General features: G+C 42.8%; 15 protein-coding genes and 1 pseudogene. 7 read left to right on the forward strand and 9 right to left on the reverse strand.

The genetic code is table 11. The features are described 5' to 3' along the window. Positions 1–174 precede the first annotated feature (174 nt). The 3 genes from WHS38_06195 to WHS38_06205 are packed head-to-tail and all read left to right on the forward strand — an operon-like array spanning position 175 to position 3,241. Positions 175–2,109, forward strand: a complete 1,935-nt coding sequence (locus tag WHS38_06195) for an ATP-dependent helicase (protein ID MEJ5300563.1) — start codon at positions 175–177, stop codon at positions 2,107–2,109. 41 nt (positions 2,110–2,150) lie between these two features. After that, the gene (locus tag WHS38_06200) at positions 2,151–2,351 is read left to right on the forward strand and encodes a hypothetical protein (GenBank protein ID MEJ5300564.1); all 201 of its coding nucleotides are present in this window, start codon (positions 2,151–2,153) and stop codon (positions 2,349–2,351) included. Beyond that, a complete protein-coding gene (locus tag WHS38_06205) occupies positions 2,339–3,241 on the forward strand; it encodes a phosphoribosylaminoimidazolesuccinocarboxamide synthase (GenBank protein MEJ5300565.1) in 903 nt (300 codons plus the stop codon). The genes WHS38_06200 and WHS38_06205 overlap by 13 nt, the downstream gene beginning before the upstream one ends. Before the next feature lie 17 nt (positions 3,242–3,258). Here WHS38_06205 and WHS38_06210 read toward each other — a convergent pair whose 3' ends face one another. The 7 genes and pseudogenes from WHS38_06210 to nadB all read right to left on the reverse strand — a co-directional run bounded on the left by WHS38_06210 (position 3,259) and on the right by nadB (position 11,074). Continuing rightward, a complete protein-coding gene (locus WHS38_06210) occupies positions 3,259–3,900 on the reverse strand; it encodes a DnaJ C-terminal domain-containing protein (protein ID MEJ5300566.1) in 642 nt (213 codons plus the stop codon). After that, positions 3,901–4,107: pseudogene (locus tag WHS38_06215) on the reverse strand (DnaJ domain-containing protein). A 36-nt stretch (positions 4,108–4,143) separates the two neighbouring features. Next, entirely contained in the window at positions 4,144–5,880 is a 1,737-nt protein-coding gene (locus tag WHS38_06220) for a radical SAM protein (protein ID MEJ5300567.1), read from the reverse strand. 49 nt (positions 5,881–5,929) lie between these two features. Next, positions 5,930–7,288: a cell division protein FtsZ gene (gene ftsZ, locus WHS38_06225; protein ID MEJ5300568.1), complete on the reverse strand. Its 1,359-nt coding sequence runs from the start codon at positions 7,286–7,288 to the stop codon at positions 5,930–5,932. Between the two features lie 118 nt (positions 7,289–7,406). Beyond that, entirely contained in the window at positions 7,407–8,645 is a 1,239-nt protein-coding gene (gene ftsA / locus WHS38_06230; GenBank protein ID MEJ5300569.1) for a cell division protein FtsA, read from the reverse strand. Between the two features lie 18 nt (positions 8,646–8,663). Continuing rightward, positions 8,664–9,407 carry an FtsQ-type POTRA domain-containing protein gene (locus tag WHS38_06235; protein MEJ5300570.1) on the reverse strand — a complete coding sequence of 248 codons (744 nt, stop codon included), beginning with the start codon at positions 9,405–9,407 and terminating at the stop codon, positions 8,664–8,666. Between the two features lie 32 nt (positions 9,408–9,439). Beyond that, positions 9,440–11,074, reverse strand: a complete 1,635-nt coding sequence (gene nadB, locus WHS38_06240; protein MEJ5300571.1) for an L-aspartate oxidase — start codon at positions 11,072–11,074, stop codon at positions 9,440–9,442. Between the two features lie 105 nt (positions 11,075–11,179). Between nadB and WHS38_06245 the strand changes: the two genes are divergently transcribed. Continuing rightward, positions 11,180–12,583, forward strand: a complete 1,404-nt coding sequence (locus tag WHS38_06245) for a glycosyltransferase (GenBank protein ID MEJ5300572.1) — start codon at positions 11,180–11,182, stop codon at positions 12,581–12,583. A 112-nt stretch (positions 12,584–12,695) separates the two neighbouring features. After that, positions 12,696–14,639 carry a BACON domain-containing carbohydrate-binding protein gene (locus WHS38_06250; protein MEJ5300573.1) on the forward strand — a complete coding sequence of 648 codons (1,944 nt, stop codon included), beginning with the start codon at positions 12,696–12,698 and terminating at the stop codon, positions 14,637–14,639. 55 nt (positions 14,640–14,694) lie between these two features. On the opposite strand, the gene hypB is transcribed toward WHS38_06250, so the two are convergent. Together hypB and hypA are read right to left on the reverse strand one after the other, a co-directional pair. Continuing rightward, positions 14,695–15,363, reverse strand: a complete 669-nt coding sequence (hypB, locus tag WHS38_06255) for a hydrogenase nickel incorporation protein HypB (protein MEJ5300574.1) — start codon at positions 15,361–15,363, stop codon at positions 14,695–14,697. Between the two features lie 5 nt (positions 15,364–15,368). Further along, positions 15,369–15,722, reverse strand: a complete 354-nt coding sequence (hypA, locus tag WHS38_06260) for a hydrogenase maturation nickel metallochaperone HypA (protein MEJ5300575.1) — start codon at positions 15,720–15,722, stop codon at positions 15,369–15,371. Positions 15,723–15,874: 152 nt separating this feature from the next. On the opposite strand from hypA, the gene hisB reads away from it, so the two are divergent. Beyond that, positions 15,875–16,465: an imidazoleglycerol-phosphate dehydratase HisB gene (gene hisB, locus WHS38_06265; protein ID MEJ5300576.1), complete on the forward strand. Its 591-nt coding sequence runs from the start codon at positions 15,875–15,877 to the stop codon at positions 16,463–16,465. Between the two features lie 554 nt (positions 16,466–17,019). Continuing rightward, on the forward strand, positions 17,020–17,418 hold the full coding sequence (gene rpsF / locus WHS38_06270) for a 30S ribosomal protein S6 (protein MEJ5300577.1): 399 nt from the start codon (positions 17,020–17,022) through the stop codon (positions 17,416–17,418). Positions 17,419–17,423 lie beyond the last annotated feature (5 nt).

Genomic DNA, 17,423 nt, shown 5'->3' on the forward strand with positions numbered 1-17,423 from the left:
TAAGAATCACTAGTTAACAAAAAACCCAGAGCTTAACCGCTCTGGGTTTTTTGTTTGTCGCAACTTACAAAAGGAAACAGTGGCATATTTTATCCGGTTGATATAAACTCCGACTCGGCAAATGAGACAGGTCATTTTGAAAACTTCTAACGGGTTGGCAAATTAGGTTAGGATATGTGGTATCGAATAAAAGAAGTTCTTTCTTCTATTCAGCAGGAAGTGGTGTGTTGCCAAAGGGGACCGATACTGGTATCAGCCGGGGCAGGAAGCGGCAAAACTAGAACTCTCACCGCTAAAATAGCATACCTTATAAGCGAACTCGGTTACGATCCATCCCGCATCTTGGCTATAACTTTTACCAACAAGGCTGCGGAAGAAATGAAATCCAGGCTTGAAGCCATAACAGGACTCTCTCGACAGAATTTCCCTTGGATAAGAACATTTCATAGCGCATGCTTTAGAATTCTTAATCGGGAAGCAGCTAAAGTTGGTTACCAAACACCAATTTCTGTTTACAGTGAATCCCAACAAAAGACTCTCCTGAAAAGAATTCTCTTAAGCTTGAACGTAAGCACAGAAAAATTCCTCGGGTCGACTCATAAAATCGTTTCCCTTGCTAAAAACAGTGGTTACCCGGAACGGTTTCTGGAACAGTATCCTAATATACCTAAACTATTTGATGCTTATCTAAAATACAACGAAGCCCTAAGAAGCCTCAATGCTGTTGATTTTGATGATATTCTGCTTCTGGCAAGAAATCTCCTCAAAGAGGACGAAACAGTTAGGAAAACCTATCAGAACGCCTTTGATTACATTCTGGTTGATGAGTTTCAGGATTCAAATCGTTTACAGAATGAAATCACAGAACTTCTCATGCGGGACGGTAATTTGATGGTTGTAGGGGACGATTACCAGAGTATTTACGGCTTCAGGGGATCCGACCTGGCTTATTTTGTATCTTTCCCCGAACGCTTTAAGAAAAGTGCTGTGTTCAGACTTGAAGAAAATTTTCGCTCCACAACGCCCATAGTATCAGCCGCTGATGAACTTATAGCCCACAATAAAATGCGTCTTGAAAAACGATGTTTTAGCAGACGCCCTGGTCCTCCAATTGTGATTGCGGAATTTGCTAACGAGCGAGAAGAAGCCAGATGGGTAGCCTTGAAGTGCATCGAATACCATCACCAACAAGGTATCCCTCTTCACGAAATAGCCGTGCTTTACAGAACGAGGTTTTGCTCGCTAAGTTTTGAAGAGGCCTTTCGAAAACTTAAAATCCCGTATCGGATTGTAGGCGCAAGAGGATTTTTTGAAAGCAAAGAAATTCAGGACATTAACGCCTACCTTGTAAGCGCTCTAAATCCCAGGGACGATATGGCTTTTGAGCGAGTGTTCGGTGTTCCTCAAAAAGGAATAGGATCGGCTACATTAAAGAAAATCGAAGCCCTTAAAAAACCCGGTATGTCATTACAGGAAGCAACATGGGCGGCGCTTCAGGCAAATATTCTTTCTAAGAAGGTTACCAAAGCTTTAGTAAGCCTAAAAATCCTTCTTGAAGACATTGCTAAACTGCCACCCAGGGAAGCTATAGAATGTTTTCTTTCTCGCACATCCTATCTCGAATATCTTCGAGACTACTCCAAGAATGAAGAAGACTTCTTCCACCGCCAGGGTAATATCGAACAGTTTGTTTATATGGCGTCGGAAAGTAACACAATAAGCGAATTGCTCGAAAAGGCGGCTCTGGTTCAGGAAGAACAGGACGAAGCCGGTAAAAGCGAAAAAACTTCCGCTGTCCAGCTCATGACCTTTCACGGAGCAAAGGGATTGGAGTTTAAGGTTGTGTTCGTCATTGGGGTTGAAGAAGGACTTCTGCCTCACTGGAGATCGATTATAACCGTACCGGGCAACTGGGAAGAAAATTTGGAAGGTATTGAAGAAGAAAGGCGTCTTTTGTATGTTGCCATGACGAGAGCGGCGGAATATCTCCATTTGAGTTGGGCTCTTGAAAGGCAAGGAAAACCAGCCGAACCTAGCCGATTTTTTAGAGAAATTCCTAAAAAATACGTCGTTATTGAAAGTTATGTTAGACGTAGAAAATCAAGGTAACTTTTTATTGCAACAAAAAGATAAAAAAGGAGAAGTTTAATATGGCAACAATAATGCCGGAAGGCGAAGCGATCAAAAAAGCTATTAAGTGGGTTTCTTCCATGATTGAAGAAAAAGGCATGGAGCATCTAAACAGCTTCATTAATGAAGCAATCCTTAAGTTTGACTTATCCCCCAAGGATGCAGAATTTCTTATCCAATTCTATAAAGGAAAAGGAGGTAAAGAAGGATGCAATCGGTAAGTTCTTCCCTATACAGAACCCATTTTGAAGGACTTAAGCTTTGGGGCACAGGCAAAGTAAGAGACATTTATGATCTAGGAGACAATCTTCTTATTGTTGCGACTGACAGAATTTCGGCTTTCGATGTAGTTATGCCGGACCCGATTCCAGATAAAGGAAAAATCTTAACAGCTCTTTCTTTGTTCTGGCTGGAATTTCTCAAAGACATCTGCAAAAACCATCTGGTATCGGCAAATATAAAGGACTATCCCTCTGAATGCCGCCCCTATCTCGAGGTGCTTGATGGAAGATCTATGCTTGTTCGCAAAGCAAAAGTATTTCCGGTAGAGTGTATTGTTCGAGGCTACATTGTAGGATCGGGATGGAAGGACTATCAAAAAACCGGCAAGGTCTGCGGCATTCCCTTACCACCAGGACTCAAACAAGCTCAAAAACTTCCCGAACCCATTTTCACTCCTTCAACCAAAGCTGAAATTGGTCAACACGATGAAAATATTTCATTTGAGCAGATGGAAGCAATTGTCGGTCAAGATATTGCAAACAAACTAAAAGATCTAAGTATAAGGCTTTACAAAAAAGCTGCTGAGTATGCTGAGGAGCGAGGCATAATACTCGCCGATACAAAGTTTGAATTCGGAATGATAGACGGCGAAATCGCTCTCGTGGATGAAGTCCTGACACCCGATTCAAGCCGATTCTGGCCAAAAGATCGTTACGAAGTGGGTAAAAACCCAGAAAGTTTTGATAAACAATATGTTAGGGATTTTCTGGTGGAAATTGGATGGAAATCCGATGATCCGCCCCCTCATCTTCCACCTGAAGTAATAGAAAATACAAGACTACGCTATCTAGAAGCACTGAAAAGGCTCACAGGTCGCGATATAAATTAATCATTCTCTGGAATCTTTTACTTAGGCTCACGAAGTTGGACCCTCAAATATACGTCCCATCGTGAGCCATCTTCTCCCTTTGTGGGTCCTATACTTTTAAGACGGATACGCATACCCGGCCTAACCCCAGGGGGGATTTTAACACTTACGGTTTTTCCTTCCGAACCATAAGGAAGAATAACCTCGATTTCATCCCCTTTTTCCATCTGCTCTGCCGATAGAGGAAGATCAAGCACAGGATCAGAAGCAGGCGATTCAGATATTTTTTCCTTATCACGGCGTTTCTTGATATTATCTTTGATGAATCCAAAAACCTTTTTGCCTATAATGGCAAGAGAACCCAGAGTATCTTTAAGAAAAGACTCTCCTTCGGAATAGGGTTCGCCTTTTTTGTAATCTTCCCAATTGGATTTTGATGAGTCATTCCTGTAGGTTCCCGGGCCGAAGAAAACACTCTTGAAAATAATCCTTCTTCCTCCACCAAAGAAAATGCTATTTAGAAAATTCTCATCAAAACGAATTCCCATTTTGGCAAGTTCGCGTTGAAGTTCCTGAAACACATCCCAGGCTTCACGATTGGAGAAAAAGGTTCGAAAGATTTCTTCCTGTGAATAAGAAAAACCGTAGTCATAGGTATAACTTTCACCAACAGTCCGCATACGGTCGTATTGAGTTCGCTTGGAAGGATCCATTAGCACAGCGTAGGCTTCGCTTACGAGCTTAAATTGTTCTTCAGCCTGAGGATTTCCTGGATTTCGATCAGGGTGATATTGAAGAGCAAGCTTTCTATAGGCTTTCTTTATTTCTTCAGGAGTTGCTCCTGGGGAAACTCCCAAAATATTGTAATAATCGGGCACATTTCGCATACTTTGTCTCTTTTTTCTCCCTTCTGAACAAAAATTTTAACTTTTCTTAAGCCTATTACACACTCCGCAAAAACCACAGCCATTTACAGAAGGACATCCGGGTGATTCGCTACCGGCAAGAGCCTTTTCATATTCATGCCAGAGAAATTCTTTGTCAATCCCGTGATCTACAATTTCCCAGGGAAAAAGCTCATCTTTCCTTCGTTCTCTCATGACAAAAAAGTCAGGATTCCACGGTAGTTCTCTAAAAGCTTTCGACCAACTGATGCCGTCCCGCACCACTTTTTCCAGCAAATCCCCTACCATTCGATCTCCTCGGGAAAGCAATGCCTGGATATACGCCCATTTTGGCACATCGGTATGAACTCTAAGATTGGAAAAACCAGCAAGCAGTCTTTGAATTTTTTTTGCTTTTTCTTTAAGTGCTACCACCCCATCAAAGGATACCCACTGAAAGGGAGTAAAGGGCTTGGGCACGAAGGAGTTGATGTTGATAACAATAGTTCCTAAATTTTTCAGCCCCTTAGAAGTTCGGATAACTTCGTGGCGAATACGTTTTACAAGATGTGCGATCGCAGCCACGTCTTCATCTTTTTCTGTAGGTAGTCCTATCATAAAATAAAGCTTCAGATGGCGAATACCAGCCTCGGTCAAGAACACGCAAGCTTCACAAATCTGGTCGTCGGCAAGTTTTTTATTGATCACTCGACGAAGTCTTTCTGATCCTGCTTCTGGAGCTATCGCTACGGCGTGATGCTGACCTGCTTTGAAAATTTCTTTAATAATCGGCTGAATGCCGTCAGCTCGAAGTGAAGAAAAGGAAACCTCCACCCCTTCTTCAATAAGAAAACGAGCCAACTCATCAAGGTATGGATAATCTCCTACAGCGGCGCTTACTAGACCCCATCTTTTAGGAAACTCTCCTTTCGACACACTTTTTAAGACTGCTTCCACCTTATGGAATCTAGGGGGACGGTAAACATAACCTGCGGCACAAAATCTACAACCTCGCCCGCAGCCCCTTCCGATCTCCACAAGAAAGGCATTACTGAATTCTGTATTCGAGGTAAATATGTGGGTTTTAGCAGGTTCAGCATCCACTAAAGGGCTTTTCTGAACTCGAATGCGGGCTGGCAAATCCGGCATGGGACGGAGAGATTTAATTGTTCCGTTGGAATTATAATCTTCATGGTAAAACTCTGGTACATAGATGCCTTCAACCGATTGAGCCAGTTTTTTAAGCCATTTCTGTTTTTCTTCAGATTTTGTAAAGGGCTGGCTTTTCCAAAAATCCCAAAAAGTATCAACGAAAACTTCGGCATCTCCCAGGAAGAAAAAATCCATAAAAGGGGATAAAGGTTGAGGGTTCAAAAAGGTAGTCACTCCACCTGCCGCAACAAGAGGATGAGCACTCGTGCGATCGCTCGATCTAAGGGGGATGCCAGACTTTTGAAGAATCTCAAGCAGATAAGGGTAATCCATTTCAAAGGGAACAGAAAAAACGACAATGTCAAATTCTGATAAAGGCTTTTGAGATTCAAGCGAAAGAACGGGGAACTTTTCCGAATCAGGATAAAAAAAGCGCTCACATACTACGTAAGGAAGAGCATTAAAAAGGCCGTAAACATTTTGAAATCCAAGATTGGACATACCAATGAAATAAGTGTTGGGGAAAGCAAGAGCTACTCTGGTCTTGCCTCCCCAATCCTTAATGACGTAACCACTCTCATCTTCTAGCCTTTCCCGAAGGATTTTACGATCTTTCCATGACATGAAATCTTTATTAGACGGCTATACCGCCCTTTTTACCTCCCCTGCCACATCATTTCTTAGATTTTCTGCGGATGAATGTAGGAATAGAAAGATCTTCTTCATCCTCATCAGAAGTGAATTTTCGTTTAAATCGATCTATAAAAGACTGCTTTTTTTCTGACTCAATGTTGTATTCCGGTCGGGATCTTTCAAGATCCGATTCGGAAGAAATCAAATCAGAATCTTCGTAAACATCGTCATCTATAAATATTCTCCTGGGTTCTTCTTTCTTAGCGGAAGTCGATGATGGAGTTGGTGGTGGGGGGTAAGATGGGTAGCGAGACGATGAAGGTTTATTATCAGGGCGGCGCTGAGCAGTGTAACCAGAAGAGACTGCTTTCTGCTGGTTATTCTTTCCTATGCCGGTTGCGATTACGGTTATTCTCAGTTCGTCACTGAGTTCTGGATCGAAAGCTGTGCCAATAATGATATTGGCTTCACTATCAACTTCACTGTGTATAATGGTGGAAGCTTCTTCAAATTCATACATGGCAAGATCTGGACCTGCTGTTATATTTACCAGCACAGCGCGAGCCCCCTTAATGGAGATGTCCTCAAGAAGTGGACTGGAAATAGCCTGCTGAGCCGCCTCGGAGGCTCGATTCTCTCCCCGTCCTATACCCGTTCCCATGAGTGCCAGACCTCTTTCGCTCATGACGGTCTTAACATCGGCAAAATCAACGTTAACGTAACCCGGGATCACAATAAGGTCAGAAATACCTTTAACACCATAATAGAGCACATCATCGGCTTTTTTGAACATTTCGAGATAGCCGGCTCTTTTATCAGCCAGAGTTACAAGGCGGTCATTGGGAATGGTTATAAGAGTATCAACGACTTCCTGAAGCTTAACAAGCCCTTCTTCAGCATTTCTCAATCTAACTCTGCCCTCGAAAGCAAAGGGCTTTGTCACGACAGCGACGGTAAGGATTCCAAGTTCTTTACATACTCTTGCCACAACGGGAGCGCCTCCAGTGCCGGTGCCACCACCGAGTCCGGCAGTAATAAAAACCATATCGCTTCCCTCCACCGCTGCTTTGATTTTATCAATGTCCTCTTCGGCAGCCTTTGCACCAATCTCTGGATTTCCTCCCGCTCCTAGGCCTCTAGTAAGCTGGGAACCAAGTTGAATTTTCACAGGAGCCTGGCATCTCCTTAAGACCTGAACATCTGTATTAGCTGCTATAAATTCGACTCCTAGAAGGCCAGATCTTATCATGTTGTTTAGAGCGTTATTTCCTGCACCACCTATTCCAAACACCTTAATCTTAGCGGGTGATTCCGCAAAATATTCATTTTCCTGATCACCGTTGTCTACCAAATCCTTTGAATACTGCTGTAAAGGCGTAACTTTATCTTTTGTTGTCATATCCTGCCCTCTCTTTTGGAATTTATTCCAATTAGGTTAAGCTTCCTAGCTGCTCACCTTGGATTTTCAATAACATATCATTTTTCCTGGGATCACGATTCAACGTGCCCTGATAACTTTACAGTTCCCCTAACCATCTCTTTACAAAAACAAAAAATTTTTTAACCCATCCCAAAGGAAATAACGACTCCGAAGCGGCCACATATCTTTCGCTCATTTCGTCAATGTCTGGAAGCAACAGACCTGCCGCTGTGGCATACATTGGGTTTTCAATTACATCCTTAAGACCACCAAAACCAACGGGGATGCCAATCCTTACCGGCATTTCGAATATATTTTCTGCAAGTTCTCTAATGTAAGGAAGCATAGCCACTCCCCCAGTCAATACCACTCCAGCGTGGAGGTGATCCATATAACCTGACTGCACAACCTTTCTCCATGCAAGTTGGAGTATTTCGTCAACTCTAGCTTCAATAATTCTGCCCAAATCGAGAGGATCTACGGAAAAGGTTCTACGTCCATCAAGAGACCTAACTTTTATAGACTCATTTTCTGGTATTGCTTCTGCGATAGCACACCCATGCTGTTTTTTAATCCGTTCAGCTTCATCAAGGGATGTTTTAAGCCCGACAGAGATATCGGCCGTAATATGATTTCCTCCCAGAGGTAACACTCCTGTATATTTCACAGAACCGTTATGAAACACGGCAATATCCGTGGTTCCGCCTCCAATATCAATAACCACCACGCCTAGCTTGAGTTCATCGGGGTAAAGTACGGATCGGCTGGAAGCTAGAACCTCAAGTGAATAACTTTCAACATGCACTCCCGCCTGAGCGCAACATTTTTCGATGTTTTTTATAGCAGACCCTGAAACAATAATCAGGTGAACTCTTGCTTCAAGGCGCACCCCGCTCATCCCCAAAGGATCCATAATGCCCTTATGATCATCAACGATAAATTCCTGAGGAACAACATGGAGAATTACTTTATCAGCCGGCATTGCCACAGCCTGAGCCGCATCCATTACCCGATATATGTCCGTTTCGGTAACTTCTCCACGATTCTTTATAGCAATAACGCCATGGCTATTAAGTCCCTGAACATGAGTTCCAGCCACTCCAACGTGAACGCCATCGATATCACAACCAGCCATGAATTGAGCTTCTTCCAGAGCTCTACGAATTGCCTTCACAGTCTTATCTATGTTAACAACAACTCCAGCTCTAATCCCATGGGAAGGAGACGTTCCCAGCCCTATTACGTTAATGCCTTCGGAAGTGCGTTCCCCAACAACAGCGCAGACTTTTGTCGTCCCTAAATCTAGACCAACCACGATGTCACGGCTTTTTGGCATTTCTCCTTCCCTTCAGAATCATCTTATGAATGCCCATCTGGGATATCGAACATCAATCTCATGAAAATTCTCGCTCTTTTCTAACATCTTCAATCCTTGCATCATATACTGTAATCTTGCAACACTTTTATAAACATCCTCTGTGCCTAACAAGGCCTTAATCCCCTGGATTTTAACAACAAACCCATCTTTAGGCGAATACGAAACTTCCGCATTTTTCCACAAGGGACCAAAAAAGTTTCTCAAAGCCTGCATCAAAGCTGAAAAACCAGCTAGAGTTACTTCTGAAACTCTAAAGGATTTATCCAAAACCTGAGGGCAAAAAGTAAACCACGGAACATCGCTATCGGAAATGTCTTTACGATTAATTTGGCTAAAGAGTTGCCCGTTTGCGTCCACATAGAAACAGGCATCGCAGCACAAAATGGCGACAGGATATCGTTCCACTACCGTCACTAAAATTACACCGGGAAAGCGCCATTTGACAACCGCTTTTTCTATCCAGGGATGACCGGATAGCTTATTTTCAAGACTGAGAAGATTAAGATCCCATACGGATACTTGTGGAGGCAAATCAAGAATCTTTAGTATCTCTTTTTCAGAAACTCTTTTTAGCCCTTCCACCTGGACTTTTCTTACCTGCCAAAGGGGGGAAGTTTTAATAGTGTTATATAATCGAATTATCAGGATCGTTGAGGCTACAACAAAACCGACCCAAAAAATAACAAAAGCGATAAACCTTACACTGTTATTTATCTTCACTCTTTTTCCACATGCCTCGCCGTCGATAAAACTTATTCAAACTCGCGCCATATAAGCGTATCTCTCTTCCACCTTAGATCGTCTTTGTGAGGATGATCCAAATTGTAATGAAGCCCTCTACTTTCTTTTCTTGCCACCGCACAGGAAAGTATCAATTCAGCAACCAAAGCAAGATTCCTCAATTCCATAGCGTCGGTGTTCAAAGGAATATTGGGGAGATGTTCTCTGATTTCCTGGCGGATCTGGGCAATATGATTCTGAGCAAGATTAAGCCTGGAATCACGGCGAACAATTCCAACGTAGTTCCACATAATCTTTCTGATAATGTCCCAGTTGTGAGCAATAAAAACCATTTCCCCCTGCTGATTACTTTCGAGAGCATTATATGGACAATCCTGGGATGAGAGTGAAGGAAAGGAATCCTGTCGCCATTTGTTGATATGTTCCTTTATGTCCAAGTAAGCCTGATGAGCAAAAACCACAGCTTCGAGCAAGGAATTGCTTGCCAATCTGTTTGCCCCATGAAGCCCCGTGCAGGCGCATTCTCCAATAGCGTAAAGTTTTTCTATTGAACTTCTACCCCAAATATCGGTTTTAATACCTCCACACATATAATGAGCGGCGGGAACAACTGGAATAGGGCTTTTGGAAATGTCAATCCCAAGAGATAGGCATTTTTCGTAAATGTTTGGAAAGCGCTTCATGAGAAAATCTTTACCTCGATGAGTAATATCGAGGAAGACGCAATCATCACCTGATTTTTTCATTTCCGTATCGATAGCTCTGGCGACGACGTCTCTGAAAGCAAGATCACCCAGAGGATGATATTTGTGCATGAAGGGTCTTCCATGCTTATCAATGAGCCTTCCACCTTCACCGCGAAGAGCTTCTGAAATTAGGAAATTTTTTGCCTGAGAGTGGTAAAGACATGTTGGATGAAATTGGACAAATTCAAGGTTTGCAAGCACAGCGCCAGCTCGATATGCCATAGCAAGCCCATCACCGGTAGCCACATCAGGATTGCTCGTGTAAAGATAAACCTTACCAGCTCCACCAGTGCAAAGAAGAGTGGTATGTGCCAGAAACAGATCCACCTGACCGGAAGGCACATTCAGCACATAGGCTCCCCAGCATCGACTTCCTTTTTTTATAGCTCTGTCCCCAATCCGAAGTCCTTCGTATTCAACAATGAGATCGAGAGCAAAGTGGTTTTCAAATATATGAATTCTCGGATGAAGCTCGGCTGCCCGCACAAGAGCTCGTTCAATAGCCTGTCCTGTCATATCCTGAGCGTGCACTATGCGATTCCTGCTGTGTCCTCCCTCTCTTCCCAAATCGAAGTCAAGAGGTCCTTCCCCTCGGCGGTTAAATTCAACCCCCCATTCGACAAGCTCACGAATTCTATCAGGAGCCGTCCTTACAACCATTTCTACAACTTCTCGATCGCACAACCCATCACCTGCAGTTAAGGTATCCTGAATGTGAAGTTCAAAAGAATCGTCGGGACCAAGAGCAGAAGCGATACCGCCCTGAGCGTAATTTGTAGAGGTTTCGAGCTTATCTTTCTTGGTCACTATAGCCACTTCACCAAGTGATGCCGCCTTGAGAGCAAAAGAAAGTCCGGCAATGCCACTACCTATAATTAGAAAATCGAATCTATACTCCATAACTTGAAGTAACTCCTTCTCATGCTTTTATGGTAAAAACTTTATGTGTCTTTAACACTTTATAATAAAAAAGACTCAATAACAAGAAACGGCAAAGGCCAAAAGATGGGGAGCACTGAAAAACCCTTCCTTCTTGTGCAGATTGATCCGCCCACAAAAGAACTATGCGGTGATCACTACTATCGCACTTATGTGCCACTTTTTGCTTTGGGTAACTCATCTCCTTACTTTTACACCATAAGTCTCACAAATGAACATCGACTAAGGAACTATTTGCTTCTAACAGCAGATGTGGTTGTTCTAAATCTTGTTGGCGATCCTGATATAGTGCCCTATGTAATGATGCGTCGAAAAAGAAAGCTTGTAACCGTATATGAATGGAACGACGATATTTACAATATTCCTCCCTGGAATCCCCAATATCGATTCTTCACGCAACCACACGCCCGGAAAACGATAGAACAGCTTGCTCAAATAGCAGATGCTGTTCAGTTTAGTTCACCCATCCTGAAGGAAAACTACGGATGGCTTAACAAAAGGCACGCTATCTTTGTTAATCACCTTCTGACCGTGCCTGATATGCAAAAAAGCTGGCAAGAAAATTCAACTTTAGAAATAGGCTACGGAGGATCTGCAGGGCATTTTTACGATGTAGCATCAATTGCTCAGGATATATCTGACTGGATTAAAGGCAAGAAAAACGTTCGCTTGAATATCATGGCGGCAAAGCCCATTGTTGATCTTTTTTCATCCGTTCCATCCAGTCAACTTAGAACGTTTCCCACAGGTTCTATTTTTGAATATTATGACTTCCTGAAACAACTCCATATTGGGCTAGCTCCTTTACTCGACACACCTTTTAACCGTTCGAGATCTGATGTGAAATTTCTGGAATATGCATCTCACGGCGTAGTGCCAGTTTTACAAAAAACTCCTCCCTACTCCGATATTGTAAAGCATGGAGAAACGGGATTGTTATTTAATAATTCTCGCGAATGTATCGAGATTTTAGAAAACCTTCTAAATAACCCAGAAAAAATAAAGCAAATTGCCCAAAACGCTAGAAACTACATCTTAAGAGAACGTATGATGTTCCAACACATAAAAGAACGAGAAAGATTTTATCTGGAACTCATTGAAGATTTGCAATTAAACAGAAGAAAAGACAGGAAAGCCGACAGAGATTTCTTCAAAATAAAGAACGTAGAAGGAGCTGTTTCCCTGGGAGATTACGTCATGCTAACTCCTTCTAGATTTGAGATAGCCATAAGGTATGGTCTTAGCGCTCTTGCTGAGGGAAATCTCAATGAAGCAAGATATTATTTCTTTCTTGCTTCGGAACTGGATAAAAAAAGCTATTTACCATATCTTTATCAGGCTGAATGCGTAACAGACAAAGATGAAAAATCAAAACTTCTTCGGGAAGCCATAAAGAAAAATCCTCACTCGGTCATGGCACGATGGATGCTAACAAATCTCACAAAGACAAAATTAACAGACAAGAAATAATTTTTTGTTGAAATGTTATTAAGAATAGGCGATGTTAAAAGTTAAAAGGCAAAAGGGGTTTTTATAACGCGGCAGGTTAGTAATGCAAGGGCAACAAATGAGGAGGAAAGTCATGCGTGTTAAATCCGCATTTGTTAGAGTGTTAATTTTAAGTCTTTTCTCTGTTTTATTTTTGACAGTATCTCAGGCTATAGCGATTGTGGTTTCTCCAACGGAAATTAATCTTGTTGTAGAGGTTGCACCAGGAGCACAAACTGCCACTTATAATTACTCAATTGGGGTGGCACCATCAGATACCAGTGAAACTAAATATACCGCTTCGGCAGACCAGGGCTGGATGACTGTTAACCCGGCAACTGGAGACATTCCTGGCTCCTTTACTCTTACTATCACAGTATCAAACAATTTACTTCCCAACGGGGGCACCGTCACTGGAACCGTAACTGTAACAAGCGATACTGGATCAAGCGCAACAGTTACGGTGAATCTGACCATAAGAAGAATAATTGCTGACAAGCTAACAGTTAATCCAAGCAAAGTTACCCTAAGGTTTACTCGAGCGAATTTAGCAAAGAAAACCTTTACTGCTGAAGTGAGAAACGCCAATTACGAAAGAAACGATTTCAAATGGAGCGCCGAAGTTTCAGCACCGTGGTTAACTGTAACTCCTACCAGTGGTGAAGGAGCTACCCAGGTTCAAATAACGGTTGACCCATCAACACTTCCAGCTGGATCGTATTGTGACACCGCCGACTGTGAACATCCAGCAGGCAAAATCACGTTCAGAAGCAATCTTCCAACATCCAATGCCGAAGATGCCGAAGCTACCCTTATAGTAAACCTCGTCATCCAGGCACCAAATGAACTTACCGTATTCCCATCGTATCTATTCTGGAGTGTTGAAATAAAATCGGATGGAACAATAGATGACTTTACAGAACAGATTCTGCATGTCTATGCGGGTGCCGCTGGATTTTCAATAAGCTACAACGTGCCGTGGATTCAGACGACATTCTTAAATCCTGGAGAAGGTGAAAGCGGATCTTCGCTTGCCACAGCAAAAGCTGAAGGAATCTTTCAGATAAAACCCATCAAAGAAGTGCTACAGACTTATGGTGTGGGACGTCATGAAGGTATTATCACTGTTGTTGATCGAGGAACCGCTTTTTACAGAGAAGTGCCTATCATTGTCGAAATCAGAAACCCCGGAGATCCTGTATCCCTTCCTGTAAGTCAGCCCACATTTACTCAAATGGCACCCGGTTTCATAATGGTTGAAGCTACCGATGCTCATTCACTTCACATGCTTCTTCATGTTGACGACAACCTGGCTGTGTATCAGACCCCTGAAGCCTGCTCAGCCGCTGGAGGAACCTGGCTTGATCCGTTCAGAGGAGAAGGATCATCCGGAACCGGGCTTCCTTACTGTAGTGCTAGCGAAAAGGTTTACGTGCTTCTCAGCGCTCCACAGAAGCAACCGAACAAAGTTTACGCTTACACTCCTGTGATTACAGATAAATACCTCCTTGTGTATCAAAACGGCGCAAGAGTTAATGAGACTATAGATCCTTACTTCAGCATAGGGCCTATCCCCGAAGCTAGCTTTGGTCCCATGACTCTTGCTGGACTTAAAGGACAAATGTTCATAAGCGTTAGAGCCGGCACTAACCTGAATTCAACAAGAGAAATGCAGGAAGTTCAGGTTAATGTTAACACTCTGGAAGGCTCCTGGATCGTGTCGGAAAATTACAAAGGCAAAACTTACACCTACGGAGCAGACAGGATACTGAGACTTGCTCAAAATCCGGACGGTATGACCTATTCTGGGAACTGGGGTGCAACTCCGGTAACCGCATCAATAGCCGATGGAAAAACACTTCTTTATAAGATCGAATTTATGGAAGGCGGAATATTCTATGAATATTGGGTAACATCGCTTAGCGCCACCGAAATGAAAGGCAAATGGCGATTTTCTTACAACGGGGATAGCTCAAACTGGGAGAGCTTTTCCGCTGTTAGAACAACCGGAATAGGCGTCGGAAATCCTTTCAATTAAAATAAAAAGCAAAATGCATGGGCGGACTTCTAAATCGTCCGCCCATACAAAATAACTACTGGTTGCGATTATTATGAATCTGATCCTTTAACCATTCAGCCCATCGATCAATACCTTCACCCGTTTTGCAAGACACGTCGAAGATTTCTACCCGCGGATTAAGTTCTCTAGTAATCCGCTTTATTTTATCGACATCACATACCACATAGGGAAGAAGATCAATCTTGTTAATAAGAAGCACAGAGGACTTTTGAAACATAAGCGGGTATTTGAGAGGTTTATCATCTCCTTCTGTAACGCTGAGGATCATCACTTTCTTGTGCTCACCTAGTTCAAATTCCGCAGGACAGACAAGATTTCCCACATTCTCTATGATAAGAAGATCGCATCCATCAAGTGAGACCCGCTCAAGCGCCGACTGAATCATGTTAGCATCAAGATGACAGGCTCCCCCCGTATTGATTTGAACAGCTTCAATTCCCAAACGCTTAATGCGCAGGGCGTCTTCTTGAGATTGGATGTCTCCTTCAATAACTACGATTTTGAAGCGATCCTTCAACAAAGCAATAGTCCGTTCAAGTAAGGAAGTTTTACCCGCCCCTGGAGAACTCATTAAATTGATGACAAATATGCCCTTAGAATCGAAAAACTCACGATTGGATCTTGCTATCTTTTCCTGTGCTTCCAGAATATTCCTTACAACGGTTACGGAAACGTCGGACATAGTTGCTAATTCCCCTCCTTTTTTCCTTCAATCGATACTAAAAGAAGTTCCTGTCCACTTAAATAACGATCGCTCACCATCCCACATCCAGGGCACTTAAAAGAAAAATTTTCCACTTCAAAAGGTTCATTACACTGAGAGCACCAGGCTACAATGGGAACGATTTCAATGTTCAGTTGAGCGCCTTCAAGTGGAGTCCCTTGAGAAATTATAGAAAAGGCGAACTTGAGAGCTTCCGGCACCACGGCTGCCATTTCTCCAATCTGAACGGTAAGGCTTGAAACACGCGAAATAGAATACTTCTTTGCTTCTTCTAACGCTATATCACAAAGCATCTCAGCAATACTTGTTTCGTGCATTGATTTTGTTCCCCCTCCAGACCTAACGCTTCGGCTTGACCATATCACCCATTCCGCGATAAGACAAGCTCACGGTAACAATAAGGCAAAAGAGGAGATAGGGACATCTTTTTCTAATATGCCTTCATTATTAAAGCGAGGAAGGACGGAAAATGCCGGGACGAAGAGCAAAAATCGTCAGAGAAACGAAGGAGACAGTAGTTAAAGCAGAAATAGAACTAGATGGATCAGGAATGGCAACAATAAGAACAGGCGTTGGATTTTTTGACCACATGCTGACTCTTATGGCTGCACATGGAAAATTCGATATTTTTCTAGAAGCTTCTGGAGATGTGCATGTTGATAATCATCATACCGTTGAAGACGTGGGCATAACTCTTGGTATGGCTTTTAACGAAGCTTTAGGCGATCGTGCGGGCATAAACCGATACGGACATGCCCTTATCCCCATGGATGAAGCTCTTTCTCAGGTTGTGATAGATCTGTCCAGACGGCCCATTTTAATATATGAAGCCCCCCCTATGGCTGAAAGAATTGGGACAATGGAAACAGAACTTGTGCCGGAGTTTCTTCGAGCCTTTGCTCAACACGGTGGAATAACACTTCATGCCAGGATTCTGTATGGTGCAAATTCCCACCACATGGTTGAGTCGCTCTTTAAGGCTTTGGGCAGGGCACTTCACGAAGCTTCTTCGTTAAGTGATTTTTACAAAGGAATTCCTTCAACCAAAGGGATATTGTAGGACATATATGGGCAACACACATGATAACTCTTTAACCTTTTCGAATATACTCTCATAGGTTTATGGATGTTCGAAAATTATCCTTTACTTGGGATTTTTTAACCATCTAAGTTTTAAGGACGTTGGAACAAGATCGTTGTAATAACACATCATTGTAGGGGCAAGGCATGCCTTGCCCCTACAATGGGATAACCACGAGGGCTATCGGTGTGACTCTTCTCTATAAGTTCGCAGTGTAGGTTTTGAGGGACGACTGATTGGTCGCCCCTATGGTGAATTATATATTGAGTCGTTTCCTAACCGCCTACACCTGAAACGATCCTACAAGTGAGTTTTATCCCCGTGCTTTCTGTGTGGTTTACGTTAATTCTTCACTCCATAGGGGAATTTTTGAACACCCTCAATAGCTCTTGACGATTGAAAGCCCCATGTGGTAGCAAGATGTGCCCGTTTGCGTTCTTTGAAGAGTTTAGCATAAGCTGAAAGCCTTATGCTTCCTTGCTCCTGGCGTAAAGACCAGGGGCTAACAAACCCACAAGGAAGGAGGATACTAAATGTATCAGCGTAAGTATGAAGTGTTTTTTATTGTCGATCCGGATTTACCCGATAGCGATCTTAAATCCCTTGAAACACGCCTGAAAGAAATTGTAACTCGAGAAGGTGGAACTACTCTTTCTTACAATTCTTGGGGCAAAAAAAAGCTAACCTATTCGGTAAAAAAGAGAACAAGAGGACATTACTTTCTTATGGAATTCGCGGGGGGACCGGATATTCCTCAAGAACTGGAAAGAAATCTTAAAATCGATGAGCGAGTTTTAAAATTCATAACAGTCAAACTTGAAGACAGCTACGTGCCTGGAAAGGAAGACACCAAACAGATTCCACCCGCTTCATCTGATGAGGAATCTGCAACGGAAAAAGAATCGTCTAAGGAATCAGATGAAGAACAATAGATAGA

It is taken from the genome of Thermodesulforhabdaceae bacterium, from assembly GCA_037482015.1.
Lineage (GTDB): Bacteria > Desulfobacterota > Syntrophobacteria > Syntrophobacterales > Thermodesulforhabdaceae > JAOACS01.